Source organism: Nitrosopumilus sp. b1, assembly GCF_014078545.1.
Lineage (GTDB): Archaea > Thermoproteota > Nitrososphaeria > Nitrososphaerales > Nitrosopumilaceae > PXYB01.
Window position 1 is genome coordinate 88,383 of the sequence record NZ_MU078723.1, and the last position, 17,019, is coordinate 105,401.

A 17,019-nucleotide genomic window follows, 5' to 3' on the forward strand; every position below is an offset into this window, starting at 1 on the left:
AAATGTATCCAAAAATAGAAAAATTTGTGTTACATGGTCCTTCTCTAGGTATCGGGGCTGGGATTGCAGCTGTTTCAATTTTCGCTGCATTTTTTGCATTTAATATGATTGACACGCAAGAAGTAGAGTTAACCCCTGCGGATATTCCTGAGTCTAATGAAGAAATTACAATGGAGGTTTTTACTGCAAATGGGTCCCCCATACTAGGTGATCCTAATGCCCCTGTTTTAATGGTGGAGTTTGGTGACTATCAATGCTTTTTTTGTAATAAATTCTTTCATGATACAGAAGATGACATATTGAAGAATTATGTTGAAACTGGAAAGGTCAAGATAATCTTTAAGGATTTTACAATTATAGGGCCAGATTCTGTTAATGCAGCTCATGGTGCGCACTGTGCTAACGAACAGGGAAAATTTTGGCAATATCATGACATTCTTTACAATAATTGGGACGGCGAGAATAATGGATGGGCAGGTTCTGAAAATCTACTCAATTTTGCCACACAGATTGAATTAGATATTGATCAATGGAGTGAATGTATGCTTGATGCAAAATATCAACAAAAGATCATCTCTAGCAATAGTGACGCAAAATCACTAGGACTGACAGGCACGCCAGCATTTTTTGTTATAGGTCCTGATGCAAAGGTAACCAAAATCGGAGGCGCTCAACCATATGACGTTTTTCAAAGAATTTTTGATACAGAGTTGGCAAAATAGAGAAAATTGCGATCAAAATACCAAATTCATTATAAAAATTTGGCAAAACTTACCTATTTTGTAATCTTCATTTAGCTCAATATCCTTATATTCGAAGTACCAAGAGGCTAGCTTATGGCAGCAGGAATTGATGATATTGCCATCTACATACCTAGGCTGTACGTGGATGCGGCAGATTTTGCACGTGGTAGAGGATTGGACCCAGCGAAATTACAAAAAGGTTTAGGAGTTTCACAGATGGCAATTGTAGACACTAATCAAGACCCAGCTTGTTTAGCTGCAAATGCATGCCTTAGAATTATGCAGAGAAATAAACTATCACCAGAAGACATAGGTAGATTATACGTATCAACAGAATCATCGTTTGATGAATCCAAAGCAATGAATTCCTATGTTATAGGAATGCTAGAACAGGTCTATGGTCAAGGAGCCTTTGAGCATTGCGGAGGAGTTGAAACAAAATTTGCTTGTGTTAGTGGGTCTTATGCGTTATATGATAATACAAATTGGATAAGAGCTGGCGAAGCAGAAGGAAAACATGCGTTAGTGGTAGTATCGGATATTGCAAAATACGATTTAGGATCGTCTGGAGAAATGACACAGGGGGCAGGATCTGTTGCAATGTTGTTAAATGACAATCCCAGACTTCTTGCATTTGATCCTAAAGTTACGTCAACTTCAATCAAGGATGAGTATGATTTCTACAGGCCTTTTGGAAAAGAAACACCGATTGTACACGGTCAATATTCCAATCTGCTTTACTTAATTCAAGTTAGAAAAGCATTAGAAGCTTACAAGAAAAAGGCAATTAGCACAGGCATAATAAAATTAAAAGATGATGAAACAATTTTAGATCATATTGACTTCCTTAACATGCATTTACCTTATGCAAACATGGGAAAGAAAGCGTTAGCATATCTTGTTAGACACGAATGGAGAACTTTACCCAGATGGAAAAATATAATTGAAAAAATCGGCATGTCCGAACCAATTCCAAAAGATCCAAGAGGAACAATTGAATCAGTTTTGGGAGACCAAGAATTTATGGAAAAAGATCATGAGTTTACCAAGATGTTTACTAAAACGGAAGAATACCAAGAAGTGTACGAATCAAAATTAGCCAGTTCATTAATTGCATCAACTATGATTGGAAATCTCTATACTGCATCACTATACCTTGGTTTTAGAAGTAGTTTAGAATTTGAATATCAGAAAGGAACTTCTTTAGCTGGTACCAGAGTTGGATTTGGTTCATATGGTTCAGGAAGTAGTGCAATGGTATTTTCAGGAGTCATTCAAGAAGAGTTTGAAGAGATTGTTAAAGATATGAATTTGGAATCAGAAATAGGACCAAGAAAGAAACTAACAATTGAAGAATATGAAGCACTTCATGAAAATAAACTTGGAGTTACAGATTCTATGTTACAACCAAAGAAGGAATTTGTACTAACAGAAATCAATTCATCAGTCGGTTCTGGAGAACGTAGATACATATTCAATGAATAGTTATTCATCAGAATGAAAGATAGTTCTAGCATTATCAAAGAAAATTTTTATGAGTGGGTAAAAAATTTTGGAGAAGAAAAGCTAGTAAATGAATTACAGAAAAATAGTCAAAAAATAATTTCGAAAATTGTTGATGAATTAAATTCAAAATTTATCAAATTGAAAATAAACGATGATGAAAAAATGGGTATTTTTATCACAGTTATGATGCACTATTTTCTTTCCACATTACTTCTTCCCAGTCAACGAAAAATAATTCATGAAGGAATCGAAATAGACATTGTTATTCCAAATTTAAAGGAATTAAAGAGTCGGAACAATCATGCTCTAATAATCGATATACCGACCAATCAGACCCCATCTAATCTAGGAAAAAGATTACATGATCTACAAAAAATCCAACCCGTAAAAGAAAACATCTGGTTTTTACTATACGAAAAGAAGAATCTTAATTGTAAAGAATTCAGCATTGTCGATAAGACGTTTTCCAATATCATTAAAGAAATTAAAAAATTTACAGAAACTCATAGTTCAAATCAATTGAAAATTTTAAAAAATTAAAATTTAGAAAGATCAAAATTATCGGATATGTATTTTGAAACAGATTCAATTTCTAATGTGTCAAACTTTGGAACTATACCCAATACAGAAACATCAGTTAAACTTTCAAGGTCTCTTTTTAATTCAGAAGTAGGATAACCATCATGATCAAAATTGTTGATTATGATTCCTTTGATATCAAGGCCATAATTTTTACATTGGTCTATTGTCATTATTGAATGATTAATTGTTCCAATTTTTGTCCGAGTAACAATAATCGTACTTAAATTAAAATCACGAATTAAATCTGCAACATAATAATTTTGAAGAATGGGAGTCATAATGCCACCCATCCCTTCAACTAGAAGATAGTCGTGTATTTTCATTAATTCTTTGAATTTATTATGTATCAATTCCAATTTTACATTAACATCCAGATTCAAAGATGCCGTGTAAGGAGAAGCAGGAATTGGGAAAAACTGTGGATTAATTAATTCCTCAGGATCACTTACTCGTGCAGCTTTAGCAAGTAATTCGGCATCTTCTGAATGAAATTTTGAGTTATGTGTTTTTCCAGCTGCAAAAGGCTTCATTACACCAATATTAAAACCACAATTTGAAAATGCCCGAGCAAAACCGGCAGTAATTACAGTTTTGCCAACATCAGTATCAGTGCCAGTGAAAAAATACGATTTCATACAACAATACACTAAATGTAATTGATTAATGTTTATTCAAATTCTTTAATTTTATCCAAAGCGTTTTTTACTTTATTTAATTCCTCGGAGGAATCTACTTCTGCAACTAAGTTTGAATAATATTCATTATTGTCTTTAGTGGATTTTTGAAGGTCTGAAAAATAACTGTTAAGGGATTTTTCAAGTAAGGAAATATCTTGTTTTAAATCGTATAACTTCTCATTACTGGTCAAACTTTGTTTAATTTTTTTTATAAGAACATCAATGTGAGGATATGTTTTCATTGCCTCTTGTTCAACAACTTGCCTAAACATTGGAGCATCTTGAAGTTCAGGCGTCGAGGCAATGTTTCTAAGTCTTTTTTTATAATGCATTAATGATCGAATTAGTATTTCATAACCCCCCTCATTTTTTATAAAAATCGAGCCTAACCAAATATTATTCATAAGTATTGAAAATAAATTTAATTTTAATATGTTATGTAAAAAAATATGAGACGATTACTCGTCTACCTTTTTCTTTAATTTTTCTTTTTCAGAACGCAATTTTGCAAGTTCTAAATCTAAATTAGAATGCTTGAATTTTTTCATGTTTTATACATATAATTAGTAATTTAGCTATAAAAGCTAGTCGGAAACGTTGCATTTCACACACGAATACATGATGTAAATTTAGAATTATTAACCCGGGAAATATTCTAGGTTAACAAATGAGAGAGAGTAGTTCAGTCTGGCATCCTAACACACAGATGTCAGAATGGAAGGATTTTCCAGAAATAGTCCGTGGAAATGGGGTCTACCTTATAGACAATGAAGGTAAAAAAATGATAGACGGAGTTTCGTCAATGTGGTGTAATGTATGGGGACATTCAAAAAAAGAATTGATCAACGCAATTATCACACAAACAAAAAAAATCCAACATTCTCCTATGTTTAATTTAACAAATGAGCCATCAGAAAAGCTAGCAAAGAAACTTGTAAAAATCGCTCCAGGGATGAATCATGTTTTCTACTCAGACAATGGGTCATCCGCGATGGAAATAGCAATAAAAATATCAATCCAATATTGGATAAATAAAAAAATTAAAAATAAAAACAAAATTGCCACCCTAGTAAACGGATACCACGGAGATACAATTGGTTCTATGTCAGTAGGATATGTTCCAGAATTTTTTTCGAAGTTCAAGTCACAGTTGTTTTCTTCAATAAGATTCTCCGTCCCAAACACATACAGAATACCAAGAAAATATTCAGAAAAGGAATATGAGCAAAAATGCTTGGAAAAAATTGAAAAAAAATTATCAGAGGATGAAAAGATTGCTGCATTCATAATGGAAAGTGGTGCACAAGTAGCTGGAGGAGTCATCATATATCCCACAGGATTTCAGGAAAGAATTTCTAAAATATGCAAAAAAAATGGAGTTTTGTTTGTATTAGATGAAATTGCAACCGGTTTTGGCAGGTTAGGATCGATGGTAGAATATACAAATCAAAAGAGCATTCCAGATATAGTTTCATTTGGAAAAATGATGACAGGAGGATATTTGACAATGGCAGCAACTTTAACTTCAAATAAAATCTACGATGCATTTCTGGGAGAATTTAATGAAAGAAAACATCTCTTTCATGGACATACATACACTGGAAACCCAATAGCTGCATCAGTAGCAAATAAAAATTTGGAACTCTATGAAAAATATAAGCTAATATCAAAAATTAAAAAAACTTCAGAGATATTTCAAAAATACTATGATGAGTTTATGAAATTGGATTTTGTTGGAGATGTCAGACATAAAGGAATGTTAATGGGAATTGAGCTTGTCAGTAACAAGAAAAAGAAATCACCAGTAACCAGCAAAACCTCCATCAACAAGCTATTTTTTGAAGAAGGTAGAAGAAACGGAATATATCTTAGGACTCTTGGAAACATAGTCATGATTGTACCTCCACTTGCAATTTCAGAAAATGATTTAACAGCATTACTAGATAGAGCAGTAGATACAATAAAGAACGTAAAATTCAAAAAATCAATGTAAACCCAGTAAAACTCCATAGGTTAACATTTTGGAAATCTTAATTAATCTAATTTTTTAAAAATCACTATGCTTCAAGAACAAGAATTCATTAATCATTGTAAAGAAAATGTATTCTCAGGCATTGGAATTAGCACAGATGAAGCTAGAAACTTGATTAACATATCAGATGATAGCCTCAAATTTTTGGCAAAATCTGCAAATGAAATTACAAGAGAATTTAACGGTAGTAAGGTAGATGTCGAACAGCTAAACAATATTAAAAAAAATGCGTGCAGTGAAGATTGTAGTTTCTGTTCACAATCTGCATTTTACAATACAGGAATCGAGACATACCAGCTACCCCCCGCACAAGAAATAGTCTCTAAGGCAAAAAAAGCAAAAAATGAAGGAGCGGAGTCATATTGTTTGGTCGCTGCTTGGAGAGAGCCATCAAAAAATGATTTTGAAAAAGTTTGTAACATAATTGAACAGATTAACAATACTGTTGGAATTTCAATTGAATGCAGTTTAGGATTTTTAACTCAAGAACAAGCTAGTAGATTAAAAAGACTCAATGTAAAAAGATACAACCACAACTTAGAGACTGCAAGATCAAAATTTTCTGAAATATGCACTACACATACATATGATGATAGATTGAAAACTCTACAGATAGCTCGTAATGCAGGCCTTGAATTATGTACTGGAGGAATAATTGGAATGGGTGAAACTCGTGAGCAGAGACTAGAGTTAGCAATCGAACTATCGAGATTAGAACCAGAAGAAGTAACCATCAACATACTAGTTCCATTCCCAGGTACACCACTAGAATTACAAACTCCTTTACCAATTTCCGAAATTGTAAGAATATTTAGTCTAGTGCGCTTTATGTTACCGACTTCAATAATCAAAATATCAGGAGGCAGAGAAACCAAACTTTCAGATTCAGGAAAAGAACTACTTCAAAGCGGTGCAAATGGAATTATCACATCTGGCTACTTGACTATGAATGGAAATCCATCTGAAAAAGATTTTGAAATGATAAAAGAAATTGGGCTTGAAGCATAAATTTGAATATTTAGAATCGAGTCTTGAACAAATCCAACGAGACAATCTCCTAAGACGCCTCAGATATGGAAAAATCAAAGGTTCAGAAATAGTATTCAGAAATAAAACATTCCTCAATCTTTGTTCGAATGATTACTTGGGAATACCCCCATCCAAAATACAAAATTCTCAGATGCAGTCAAGTTCAAGATTAGTTTCTGGAAATACAGAAGAGTATGAAAAATTAGAAAAGAGATTAGCAAGTCACAAGTCACAAAAAAGATCATTAATCTTTCCTACAGGATACATGGCAAATCTAGGAGTCATATCAAGCATAATTGGAAAGAAGGATACAATATTGTCTGACGAGTTAAATCATGCCAGCATCATAGAAGCTTCAAAACTTTCAGGAGCAAAAATTACAATTTATAATCACAATCACATGGAAGATCTAAGAGCTAAACTAAAAGATGATTCCAAACGTCGATTTATAATCACAGAAGGAATTTTCAGCATGGATGGAGATTTTGCCAAGTTAAAAGAAATTATCGAACTTGCAGAGAAACATGATGCCATACTCATTCTTGATGATGCCCATGGAGATTTTGTAATGGGAAGAGATGGCAAAGGCACAGCAAATCATTTTCAAGTCAGTAAAAAAATTGATGTATACATAAGTAGTTTAAGTAAAGGGTTAGGGTCATTTGGCGGTTATGTCGCATCAAATAACCAGGTGGTAGATTTTTGTATTAACAAATCAAAATCTTTCATATATACATCCGCATTACCTTCATCTTTAATCAAATACTCGGTTGATAGAATTAACCTAGATAAAAAAAAATATCGAAAAAGACTTGAATCAAATCGAAATAGATTTGTAAAAGGGTTGAAGAGTTCAGGATTCAACATAGAATCTAAAACTCATATCATTCCCATTATAATTGGAAATGAAAAAACAGCAATGGAATTTGGTAAATTTATTTTTAAAAAGGGTTTATTTGCTCAACCAATTAGGTACCCCACAGTAAAAAAGAACAGAGCAAGACTAAGAATTTCAATCACATCATGGCTCTCAAATAAGCAGATTGACTATGCAACAGAGATTCTAGAAAAGGCGGCAAAAAAGTACAAAGTAATTTGATTATCGATATGCATCGAATCCACCAAACATTGGTGATCCTACTAAGACAGCTATTGTAACTACTATTCCCAATGCAACTCCTACAATAATAAATCGTTTATTCATAATGAAATTATTTTCTGATAGGATAAAAACGCTTAGAAATTAGAATAGATTTGGAACAATCCTTTAAAACAAAAAACATCAAATTCTATTATGACTGAGGTAACATTAGCTATAGCGGCACTTGCAGGATTAGGATCATTTGTTGCTCCATGCATTCTTCCTATGATTCCAGCATTTTTGGCATACATTTCAGGAACAACAGTATCAGAATTAGCACAAAAAAATGGAAATTCAACAATTACAATTAATCGTACAAATGTGATTTTAAACACAATATTTTTTGTTCTAGGATTCTCAGTTGTTTTTTCTACTATAGGCGTTATCATCAACAGTACACTTTCTAATGCATTTGATTTTATTGATAGTTTTAATCAAATTGGCGGAGTGATAATTGTAGGCTTTGGGCTATTCTTAGTCTTATCATCTAAAATTAAATCGTTAAATGTTGAAAAAAAATTCTTTCCAAAAAGAACCAAAACAAGCTATCCATTATCGTTTGTTTTTGGACTAGCATTTGCGGCCGGATGGACTCCATGTGTTGGGCCAATCCTAGGAACTATTCTAACGCTAGCAGCAACTACACCAGCATTTGCATTTAATTTACTATTAGTATATTCACTTTCATTAGGAATTCCCTTCATTCTAATGGGAGTGTTCTTTTCTAGGGCAACTCGAATTATACGTTCAATGAGCAAACATCTAAAATATTACTCACTAATCCTAGGTAGTTTTATCATCATTCTTGGAGTTCTAGTTTTTACAAACCAACTTGCTCTATTAGCAAACTTTCCGCTTCTAAATGAATTGGTGTTACTAGGGTGACAGAATTGGACAGTTCAATTAAAACAGCTTTGGTTTATGCAGGAGTAATAATTGTGGCAATTGTAGGAATTAGTGTATGGCTATCAACCCTAGAGACAGAGTTTGAACCAAATTCAACTCATGATGATAATCAATTGCAGACTACAACAATTGATAAATCAAAATTTAAGAAAGCACCAAAAATTGTTGGCATTGCAGAATACATCAATACGACCCCTGAGCAATTAGAAAAAGATATTGAAAATAAAGTGGTCCTATATGATATTTGGACTTATTCATGTATTAATTGTATTAGGACCTTGCCATACATTACAGCATGGGATGAAAAATATTCCGATGATGGACTGTTAATTATTGGCATTCACTCACCTGAATTTGAATTTGAAAAAGATCTGAACAATGTAAAAATGGCAGTAGAAAAACACGGTATAGATTATCCAGTAGTATTAGATAATGATTGGGAGACTTGGAAAGCATTTGAAAACAGATATTGGCCCAGAAAATTCATTGCAGATAATGAAGGATACATAAGATATGATCACATTGGGGAAGGAGCCTATGAGGAAACAGAGAAAGTTATTCAACAACTTTTGAAAGAAAGGGCAATGAATCTTGGATTACAAGTGTCTTCAGCCCAACAACTTGTAGAATTGGAAGAATTTGAGCACTCTGCCTTTAGAACGCCCGAGTTGTACTTTGGATACAAATTTGCCCAAGGAAGGAATCAACTAGGTAATTCAGAGGGATTTCATCCTAATCAAGATATTTCGTACACAATGCCAGAAAAGCTAGAACAACATCATTTCTATCTAGAAGGTACATGGACTAATTTGGAAGGAAGTATGAAGATAGTATCAGATTCAGGAATAATAAAACTTCCATATCATGCAAAGGAGGTTAATATTGTCACTGCAAACCCAGCTACACTTAGAATACAACTAGATGGGGCATTACTTCCTTCAGAGCATATGGGATTAGACATTACAACTGAAGGAATTCTTAATACTTCAGAAGATGGGCTATACAACATAATAAAAAGCGATATTGCATCATCGCATCTACTTGAAATTTACATCGATAAACCGGGATTTGAAATTTACACATTTACGTTCGGGTAGTGTAACTATCATATTGTGTAACCGGAGTGACAACACCTAAGGTGACAGATCTCTTTAAAAGAAATTTTTCAAGCATTAGCGGGGAAATAAGACTTGATAAAATGGAATACGGATTCAAACAAAACGAACTTGTCACAGAAGGTTCTAGACAAAGTAAAACCAGATACCCCACTAAAAAGCAAAATTGATGATGCGCAAAGAAAATTAGAGATTCAAATTTTAAAGTTAGATTCTATTCATGGAAAACTAAAGAAAAAGCATGATTTTGTTTTCAATAAAATTGTCGAGGCTCAAAAAACAAACAATGTAGCCTATGCAAGAGCATACGCATCAGAACTTCATGAAATTAGAAAAATGAACAACATGATTGGAGGAGCAAAACTAGCTATGGAGCAAATTCAGATTAGATTAAACACAGTTTCAGAACTAGGAGATGTAGTAGTTACACTAAGTCCATGCATGTCTGTAATCAAAGGTCTAAGCACATCATTAGGAGGATTAATGCCAGAAGCAAACGCATCAATGCAGGATCTTTCACAAATGCTAGGAGACGTACTATCAGGATCAGCAGTTGGAAGTGATGAGTTATTATCACCAACACACTCATCTAATGCTGAAACTCTTGCAATATTAGAAGAAGCACACTCAGTAATTGAAGGAGAGGCAAAATCAAAGTTCCCAGAGATTCCAGCAGAATTAAGAAAAGAAATCGCTGCCAGAGAGGCCTTAATCTAAAACATTAAAGAAAAAATTATTTCTTTTTACTTTTTTGAATTAAAATTTTTTTTATTCTAGAAATTGTCGGATAGCTATAACCACGTCTTCGATAATTTGCAATCATCATCTTCCAATTCTTTAATCTCCATTGTGCTTGTTCCGAAGTAACTGAATGAACTTCTTTTTGTATGATACTTTTTCTTCCAACTTTCAAGATTCCGGCATCCTTAGCAGACCATCTATTTTTTGCAAATTTTAATCCAGAAAGAATCTCATCGATCGGAACATCACGAAAATACTCACGAATTTTTTTTGCTTGTAAATCAGTAAGATCCTCATTTACTGTTAGTTCAAGGGATTTTTTCTCCATGGTGGGAGTAATTCACTAGAACATAAGAAATTCATGCTAAACTGGTTTTTACAACATGTGATGATTTTTCTACTAAATTTAATTCAAAAATTAATCAACAATTGAATATGTCTAAGTGGGAATTTTTACATATTGTATTATACATTCCATATCCAAAAATTATAGCCGCAAATATCGCCAGAGGCAATACAACCAATAACTTTGACTTTAATCCCATAACCAAAAGTGCATTTTACATTATAAAATTCAATTTAATTGAGAAAAGATCCACCAAATCCCCCATAAACGAGAATGTTGGGCATTGGGGTCACGGGAGATTTGATAGACTAGATTTAACTACAAATTTTGTTATTACGCTAATGATGTGTGATTTTTCAAACTATTTGGTCATCTTTTAGTTCTCAAAAGGCAGGTGTGTGCGTGATGAACATACTAAGAAATAGATAATATTTTGAGTATCAATAATTAGCGAGAGAAGCTGTCGTCGTATAACAATCGTTTTCGGCCTTAAGTTTCAAACGCTACTTACTTTCCAACAATACTAAACTTTATGTGATTTGTGATTTCAGAATAAATTATCATGACTAATTCCGAGCATGAAAGGCTTGTAAAAGGGTTGATTGACTATTATGACTCACATGGTTACAAAATTATTTCAGCAGATTATGGAGATTTTCAAAAATGTGAAAAAATTGGTTCTCATGAACCAGATGTAATAGCATATCATATGGACAACGACACATACAACATTGGAGAAGCGAAAATTTGTGAAGAATTAGATTCGGAGAAAACTAGAGAACAATTCGAAGACTTTGCAAATGCTGTAATAAATAAAATCGGAGTTGAACGAGAATTCATTCCATTTTGCATTGCAGTTCCAAAAGACTGTATGAAAAAATTGGAATTAAAGATTGAAGAATGCGGATTATCCCTTAATGGAAACATTCAACCTTTGGGCTTTTAATCCACTTCAATTGAGAAAATACCTTTACACTTAGGATCTTGTAATAATTTTATCATTTCTCTCGGAATAGAATCAGATGCTTTATCGCAGCCTACTGCAAGAGTTCGAGGACATACAAATTCGCTTTTTCTAATTACAATGTCGTGGGTATGCGTAAGAGATAATTCAGAATGTCCTCTTCCATGGATAACAAAGGCATAATCACCTACAGATATAGTAAATTTTATTATAGTTTTAGGATCTTGTAGTTTTTTTCTTAATTCTTCAGGAATTTCACTACATGCACTTGTAGCATTTACACCAATAATACAATCACCACTAGGAGTAAGTGAAGAATCTTTTGTTATCTCAATAGTTCTTTGATGGAGGGATCTAATATTTTGATGACCTGAGAATTCTATATCATATTTCACGGTCACAGTATGAGGCTAGACTTAATAATAACGTACAAATCAAAAAAATCGAAATGCTACCAGCACAGCAAGGTTACGACAGGGCAATCACAGTATTTTCACCTGACGGCAGATTATATCAAGTAGAATATGCTATTGAAACAGTTCGTCGTGGAACCATAGCTGTGGGAGTAAAAAGCAAAGAAGGAATTGTCATTGCAGTAGAAGAAAAACCACGAAAACTGCAAATATCAGAAAATGCACAAAAAATCTTTCAGATTGATGAACATGTGGGAGTAGCTGCAGCAGGATACATACCAGATGCCAGAAGTCAAGTAGACAATGCCAGATTCTTCTCACAAAGTAACAAGTTAATTTATGATGAACCAGTCGATGTAGAGACAATCGCAAAACATCTTGCAGATCAATGTCAACAATTTACCCAATATGCAGGAGTCAGACCATTTGGAGTAGCATTAATTCTTGGTGGCGTAGACAGTGAGGGACAAAGTCAATTGTATCTTACTGACCCAAGTGGAACATACATTTCATATGATGCAGTTGCAATTGGTTCAAACTCAGATCAAGTAACAGACTTTTTGGAAAAAACTTTCAAACCAGAGATATCATTAGATGAAGCTTCCGCATTAGCCACAGCTGGAATATACTTGGCAAGTGATGACAAAGAAGGTACAGACCACATACGTATGGCACACATTAAAACAGCAACAAAACAATTTGAAATTGTATCAGCTCAACAAATAGCTACTTATGCAAAAACAGCTAAAGAAAAGTATCCTGCAAACTCATAAATTTCATAAAAACAAGATGTTGTGAGTTAACAAGTGAATCTTTCAATAGCAATACCTGATTCATGTGTCTCTGATGAAACTACACTTTTAGACAAGTCAAGAAAGATTTCATTAATTGCAAGAGCTTGTGCAATTTTTAGTGTCAATTACATTTACATCTACCAGGATAACGGTTCAAAACAAGACAAAACAACTCTCGTTACCATTTTAAAATATCTTGAAACACCACCATTTCTTCGAAAAAGATTATTTCCGAAAGTAAACGAGTTAAAATATGCCGGAGTTCTTCATCCATTAAAGATACCTAGCCATGTAACTCCTGCCAATCCAAAAATAATTAAATCAGGAGATATTCGAGAGGGAGTAATAGTTCCGTTTAAAGGCAAAAGATTTGTAGACATAGGAATTAACGAATTAATTCCATACTTTGGAAAAAACGATATCGGAAAGCGTGCAACTGTTCAATTCAAAACAGGTTATCCAAATTTTTCAATTAAAGAGATTACAAAAGAGGAAGTAAAACAATATTGGGGATACATGATAAAAGAAAGAAGTAATCTTCATGAGTTGATCAGAACTTGGAATGGGAAGACAATTCTTACTTCAAGAAAAGGAAAAACTATCACACCACAACAAATTCAGGAGTACAAAAAAGAAACAGACCCAATTTTGATAGTTTTTGGAGCAATTGATCGTGGAGTTTACGAGTTACTTGGAAATAAGATCAATTCGTTGCAAAATTCTAAAGTCTATAATTTTTTCCCAAGTCAAGCAACAGAGACCGTACGTATTGAAGAAGCCCTTCTGGGTACTTTATCAATCATTAATCTCTAAATACATTTAAAATTAAAATCCTATAAAGGAATTCATGCCTGAAAAAAAGAATTTTTTTCTTTTAGCAATTATAGTAGGCATAACTGGTGTCATCATTGGAGGATATTCAATAATTTCTATGACAAGCAATTTGTTATCACCATAATCAATCACCGGGTTTGCTTGTGATTAATATTGAACATCCCAAAATTCATGGGATCTTGACTTGTAGGTATATAATGGGGTTAACGACATTTTCGCTTTATCCATGGGACATAGAAAGAACAGTCAACCACGTAGAGGAAGTCTGGCATATTTACCTAGAGGTCGTGCCAAAAGCTTTGAAGCCAGAATAAGGACTTGGCCTGAAGTAAATTCAGAAGAGCCAAAATTACTTGCCCATGTAGGATTCAAGGCAGGATGCATACAAGTCGTAAGTATTGACGATAGAGAAAAAACTCCAAACCATGGAAAGCAGCTTGTTAGTTTAGGCACTGTTTTAGTTACACCACCAATTACAGTTCTAGGTATCAGAGGATACTCAAATAGCACAACAGGACTACACGCAGAATTTGATGTTTATTCAGAAGACATTCCAAAGTACATTGCAAAACATATCTCATTGAAAAATAAAGAGGGGGCTTTAGAAAAAGCAGAAAAAATGCTGGGCAGAATTAAAGAAATTTTTGCACTTGTTGCAGTATCTCCTAACGTTATAGGTATTGAACAAAAAAAGCCATACATCTTTGAAGCAGCAATCAAAGGTGGAGACATTCAAAAGCAGTTTAACTATGTAAAAGAATTACTTGGAAAAGAAGTGAAGATTGATCAAGTTTTTGAGTTAGGTGGAAGTGTTGATGTTGCAGCTATTACAAAAGGTAAAGGATGGCAAGGAGTTATCCAAAGATATGGGGCAAAAAAGAAACAGCATAAATCAAGAAAAACTGTTAGAGAACTAGGTTCGTTAGGACCAATATCTCCACAAAACGTCATGTATACAGTTCCTCGTGCAGGTCAAATGGGATTACATCAAAGAGTAGAATATGATAAACGAATTCTAATCATGAATAACACTGATGACAAAAAACTTGAGATAAATCCCGAAGGAGGATACAAACATTTTGGATTAGTAAAAGGCGATTACATTGTTCTAAAAGGCTCAGTACCAGGAACATACAAGAGAATGGTCAAGCTAAGATCTCAAGTACGTAATGTTCCACCAAAGATTACAAAACCAAATATTTTGGAGATTGTCGTGTAATGAAAGTCAAAGTATTATCAATTACTGGTTCAGCAGATGGAGATGTAGAACTTCCACAAGTTTTTGAAACACCAATCAGAAAAGATTTGATTCACAAAGCATATGTGAATTTAGATACTCATCACTACCAACCAAAAGGTACTCATCCCACAGCAGGCATGGATGTAGTAGCTCGCTCAAATGATCCACCAACAGGACATGGTAGTGCAAGAATTGCAAGAATGAGAGGAGGAGGCGGTGGAAGACAAGGAGAAGCAGGAGGAGTTGCATCAGTAAGAGGAGGAAGACAAGCACATCCACCTAAAGTTGAAAAGGTAATTTACAAAAAAATAAACAGAAAAGAAAACAAATTAGCTTTATGCTCTGCAATAGCAGCTACCGCATCAAAAGAATTGATTCAAAAAAGAGGACATAAGATAGAAGGTATAGAATCATTTCCAATGGTAGTATCAAATGAGATTGAAAATATTTCTAAAACCAAAGACTTACTCAAAGTATTAGACAGTTTAAAACTGACACAAGATGTAGAAAGATTATCAAAAAGAAAATCACGTACTGGTAAATCTGCATTAAGAGGGCGCAGTAAAAAGATTGGAAAAAGCATACTGTTTGTAACAAAATCTGCAGATAAAATTGCACAAGCTTGTGGAAGTATTCCCGGAGTAGAAGTAAGAACAGCAAATCAGCTCAGTGTTTTAGATTTAGCTCCAGGTTCTGATCCAATAAGATTAACAGTTTATTCAAAAAACGCTATTGAAGAAATGTCAAAGATAAAATCCACACATATGGAGATCATGGTGAAAGTTAAATGAATTTAGAACAGGCAACAAAGATTGTATTGAGACCATACATTACTGAAAAAACATTTGCAATGGTAGAAAATGAAAGTAAAATTTGTTTTATTGTTGAAAAATCAGCATCAAAACCAGAGATAATTGAAGCTGTTTCTACATTATACAATGAAAAAGCAGTCAAAGTAAACACAGCAAGAACAAACATAGGCAAAAAGGCATTTGTTCAGTTTTCAGATACCGAAAAAGCACGCGACTTGGCTACAAAGATAGGAATGCTATAATATGGTCGCAAAATTTCAAGTTTCACTAAAGGTGTGTATGCATGGTTAAGAAATTCGAGTATAGAGGAATGCCGTTAACGGAATTAGAAGGACTCTCATTGGAAAATCTATTCAAATTGTTTAATTCACGTCAGAGAAGATCCCTTACTAGAGGCATTACCGACGGCAAAAGAAAATTGATTGAAGAAATCAAAGCCGCCAAAGCAGGAAAGTCAAAAAACGCCATTAAAACCCACGTTAGGGATTTGATTGTTTTACCATACATGGTCGGAGTTACTGTAAATGTTTTTTCAGGTAAAGAGTTCAGACCAGTCACCATCATTCCAGAGATGATAGGACATTATCTTGGAGAGTATGTCATTACAAATAAGCGAGTAACACATGGTGCACCAGGTGTAGGAGCATCACGTTCAAGTTTGTATGTACCACTAAAGTGATTATTATGGGAAGATTCGATTACGCATTTCAAAATTATGATACAACAAAGCATGTTCGTGCTTCACTACGTGAAAAACAAATTTCACATAAACATGCACGTGAAGTAGCAAAACAAATCAAGGGAATGACAATTGAAAAAGCAAGAGATTATCTTACAAATGTAATAAACAAAGAGCGTGCAGTTCCATTTAGAAGATACAAAACAAACGTAGGTCACCGTTCAGATCCTGGAGTGATGGCAGGAAGATATCCACAAAAAACTGCTCTTGAATTTATCAAGTTATTAGACAACTTAGAATCAAACGCAGAGTACAAAGGAATGGATTTAGATAGACTAAAAATTGTTAATGCAACTTCTCATAAAGGAATACTAATCAAAAGATTTACCCCACGTGCAATGGGAAGAGCAACTCCAAAGAATAACGTATTAACACATGTAGAGCTGGTGGCTCAGGAAGTATAGA

At 33.8% G+C, this 17,019-nt stretch carries 22 protein-coding genes; 18 read left to right on the top strand and 4 right to left on the bottom strand.

Annotation, left to right across the window (positions count from 1 at the left end):
• The first annotated feature begins 26 nt into the window (after positions 1 to 26).
• From C6988_RS06190 to C6988_RS06200, 3 genes are all read left to right on the top strand, one after another.
• Positions 27 to 722, top strand: coding sequence for a DsbA family protein (locus tag C6988_RS06190; protein ID WP_182134193.1), 696 nt, complete (start codon positions 27 to 29; stop codon positions 720 to 722).
• A 114-nt stretch (positions 723 to 836) separates the two neighbouring features.
• A complete protein-coding gene (locus tag C6988_RS06195) occupies positions 837 to 2,228 on the top strand; it encodes a hydroxymethylglutaryl-CoA synthase family protein (protein WP_182134194.1) in 1,392 nt (463 codons plus the stop codon).
• Positions 2,229 to 2,240: 12 nt separating this feature from the next.
• Positions 2,241 to 2,789 carry a hypothetical protein gene (locus C6988_RS06200; protein ID WP_182134195.1) on the top strand — a complete coding sequence of 183 codons (549 nt, stop codon included), beginning with the start codon at positions 2,241 to 2,243 and terminating at the stop codon, positions 2,787 to 2,789.
• Here the strand turns inward: C6988_RS06200 and bioD are convergent.
• Together bioD and C6988_RS06210 are read right to left on the bottom strand one after the other, a co-directional pair.
• The gene (gene bioD, locus C6988_RS06205; RefSeq protein WP_182134196.1) at positions 2,786 to 3,466 is read right to left on the bottom strand and encodes a dethiobiotin synthase; all 681 of its coding nucleotides are present in this window, start codon (positions 3,464 to 3,466) and stop codon (positions 2,786 to 2,788) included. The genes C6988_RS06200 and bioD overlap by 4 nt on opposite strands.
• 32 nt (positions 3,467 to 3,498) lie before the next feature.
• A complete protein-coding gene (locus C6988_RS06210) occupies positions 3,499 to 3,912 on the bottom strand; it encodes a hypothetical protein (RefSeq protein ID WP_182134197.1) in 414 nt (137 codons plus the stop codon).
• Between the two features lie 263 nt (positions 3,913 to 4,175).
• Between C6988_RS06210 and bioA the strand changes: the two genes are divergently transcribed.
• From bioA to C6988_RS06240, 6 genes are all read left to right on the top strand, one after another.
• Positions 4,176 to 5,501, top strand: a complete 1,326-nt coding sequence (gene bioA, locus C6988_RS06215) for an adenosylmethionine--8-amino-7-oxononanoate transaminase (RefSeq protein ID WP_182134198.1) — start codon at positions 4,176 to 4,178, stop codon at positions 5,499 to 5,501.
• 66 nt (positions 5,502 to 5,567) lie between these two features.
• A complete protein-coding gene (gene bioB, locus C6988_RS06220) occupies positions 5,568 to 6,548 on the top strand; it encodes a biotin synthase BioB (RefSeq protein WP_182134199.1) in 981 nt (326 codons plus the stop codon).
• Complete coding sequence (locus tag C6988_RS06225) at positions 6,538 to 7,668, top strand: aminotransferase class I/II-fold pyridoxal phosphate-dependent enzyme (RefSeq protein WP_182134200.1); 1,131 nt, start codon at positions 6,538 to 6,540, stop codon at positions 7,666 to 7,668. The genes bioB and C6988_RS06225 overlap by 11 nt, the downstream gene beginning before the upstream one ends.
• Before the next feature lie 195 nt (positions 7,669 to 7,863).
• Positions 7,864 to 8,595, top strand: a complete 732-nt coding sequence (locus C6988_RS06230; protein WP_182134201.1) for a cytochrome c biogenesis CcdA family protein — start codon at positions 7,864 to 7,866, stop codon at positions 8,593 to 8,595.
• The gene (locus tag C6988_RS06235) at positions 8,592 to 9,713 is read left to right on the top strand and encodes a redoxin family protein (RefSeq protein WP_342752373.1); all 1,122 of its coding nucleotides are present in this window, start codon (positions 8,592 to 8,594) and stop codon (positions 9,711 to 9,713) included. Before C6988_RS06230 ends, C6988_RS06235 begins: the two co-directional genes overlap by 4 nt.
• A gap of 93 nt (positions 9,714 to 9,806) precedes the next feature.
• On the top strand, positions 9,807 to 10,448 hold the full coding sequence (locus C6988_RS06240) for a Snf7 family protein (RefSeq protein WP_255464316.1): 642 nt from the start codon (positions 9,807 to 9,809) through the stop codon (positions 10,446 to 10,448).
• A gap of 16 nt (positions 10,449 to 10,464) precedes the next feature.
• Here the strand turns inward: C6988_RS06240 and C6988_RS06245 are convergent, their stop codons facing one another.
• The gene (locus C6988_RS06245; RefSeq protein ID WP_182134203.1) at positions 10,465 to 10,800 is read right to left on the bottom strand and encodes a hypothetical protein; all 336 of its coding nucleotides are present in this window, start codon (positions 10,798 to 10,800) and stop codon (positions 10,465 to 10,467) included.
• Positions 10,801 to 10,907: 107 nt separating this feature from the next.
• Between C6988_RS06245 and C6988_RS11095 the strand changes: the two genes are divergently transcribed.
• Positions 10,908 to 11,198: a hypothetical protein gene (locus C6988_RS11095; RefSeq protein WP_220463412.1), complete on the top strand. Its 291-nt coding sequence runs from the start codon at positions 10,908 to 10,910 to the stop codon at positions 11,196 to 11,198.
• Positions 11,199 to 11,380: 182 nt separating this feature from the next.
• On the top strand, positions 11,381 to 11,764 hold the full coding sequence (locus C6988_RS06250; protein ID WP_182134204.1) for a hypothetical protein: 384 nt from the start codon (positions 11,381 to 11,383) through the stop codon (positions 11,762 to 11,764).
• Here C6988_RS06250 and C6988_RS06255 read toward each other — a convergent pair.
• Entirely contained in the window at positions 11,761 to 12,177 is a 417-nt protein-coding gene (locus tag C6988_RS06255) for a DUF371 domain-containing protein (protein WP_182134205.1), read from the bottom strand. The genes C6988_RS06250 and C6988_RS06255 overlap by 4 nt on opposite strands.
• A gap of 53 nt (positions 12,178 to 12,230) precedes the next feature.
• On the opposite strand from C6988_RS06255, the gene C6988_RS06260 reads away from it, so the two are divergent.
• The 7 genes from C6988_RS06260 to C6988_RS06290 all read left to right on the top strand — a co-directional run bounded on the left by C6988_RS06260 (position 12,231) and on the right by C6988_RS06290 (position 17,018).
• Positions 12,231 to 12,968 (top strand): archaeal proteasome endopeptidase complex subunit alpha, encoded by a 738-nt coding sequence (locus C6988_RS06260; protein ID WP_182134206.1) that lies wholly within the window; start codon positions 12,231 to 12,233, stop codon positions 12,966 to 12,968.
• A gap of 33 nt (positions 12,969 to 13,001) precedes the next feature.
• Complete coding sequence (locus tag C6988_RS06265) at positions 13,002 to 13,802, top strand: putative RNA uridine N3 methyltransferase (protein WP_182134207.1); 801 nt, start codon at positions 13,002 to 13,004, stop codon at positions 13,800 to 13,802.
• A gap of 247 nt (positions 13,803 to 14,049) precedes the next feature.
• Positions 14,050 to 15,042: a 50S ribosomal protein L3 gene (locus C6988_RS06270; RefSeq protein WP_182134208.1), complete on the top strand. Its 993-nt coding sequence runs from the start codon at positions 14,050 to 14,052 to the stop codon at positions 15,040 to 15,042.
• On the top strand, positions 15,042 to 15,854 hold the full coding sequence (gene rpl4p / locus C6988_RS06275; protein ID WP_182134209.1) for a 50S ribosomal protein L4: 813 nt from the start codon (positions 15,042 to 15,044) through the stop codon (positions 15,852 to 15,854). The genes C6988_RS06270 and rpl4p overlap by 1 nt, the downstream gene beginning before the upstream one ends.
• Complete coding sequence (gene rplW, locus C6988_RS06280) at positions 15,851 to 16,117, top strand: 50S ribosomal protein L23 (protein ID WP_182134210.1); 267 nt, start codon at positions 15,851 to 15,853, stop codon at positions 16,115 to 16,117. The genes rpl4p and rplW overlap by 4 nt, the downstream gene beginning before the upstream one ends.
• Before the next feature lie 41 nt (positions 16,118 to 16,158).
• Positions 16,159 to 16,554, top strand: a complete 396-nt coding sequence (locus tag C6988_RS06285) for a 30S ribosomal protein S19 (RefSeq protein ID WP_182134211.1) — start codon at positions 16,159 to 16,161, stop codon at positions 16,552 to 16,554.
• A gap of 5 nt (positions 16,555 to 16,559) precedes the next feature.
• On the top strand, positions 16,560 to 17,018 hold the full coding sequence (locus tag C6988_RS06290) for a 50S ribosomal protein L22 (RefSeq protein ID WP_182134212.1): 459 nt from the start codon (positions 16,560 to 16,562) through the stop codon (positions 17,016 to 17,018).
• The last annotated feature ends 1 nt before the right edge of the window (position 17,019 follow it).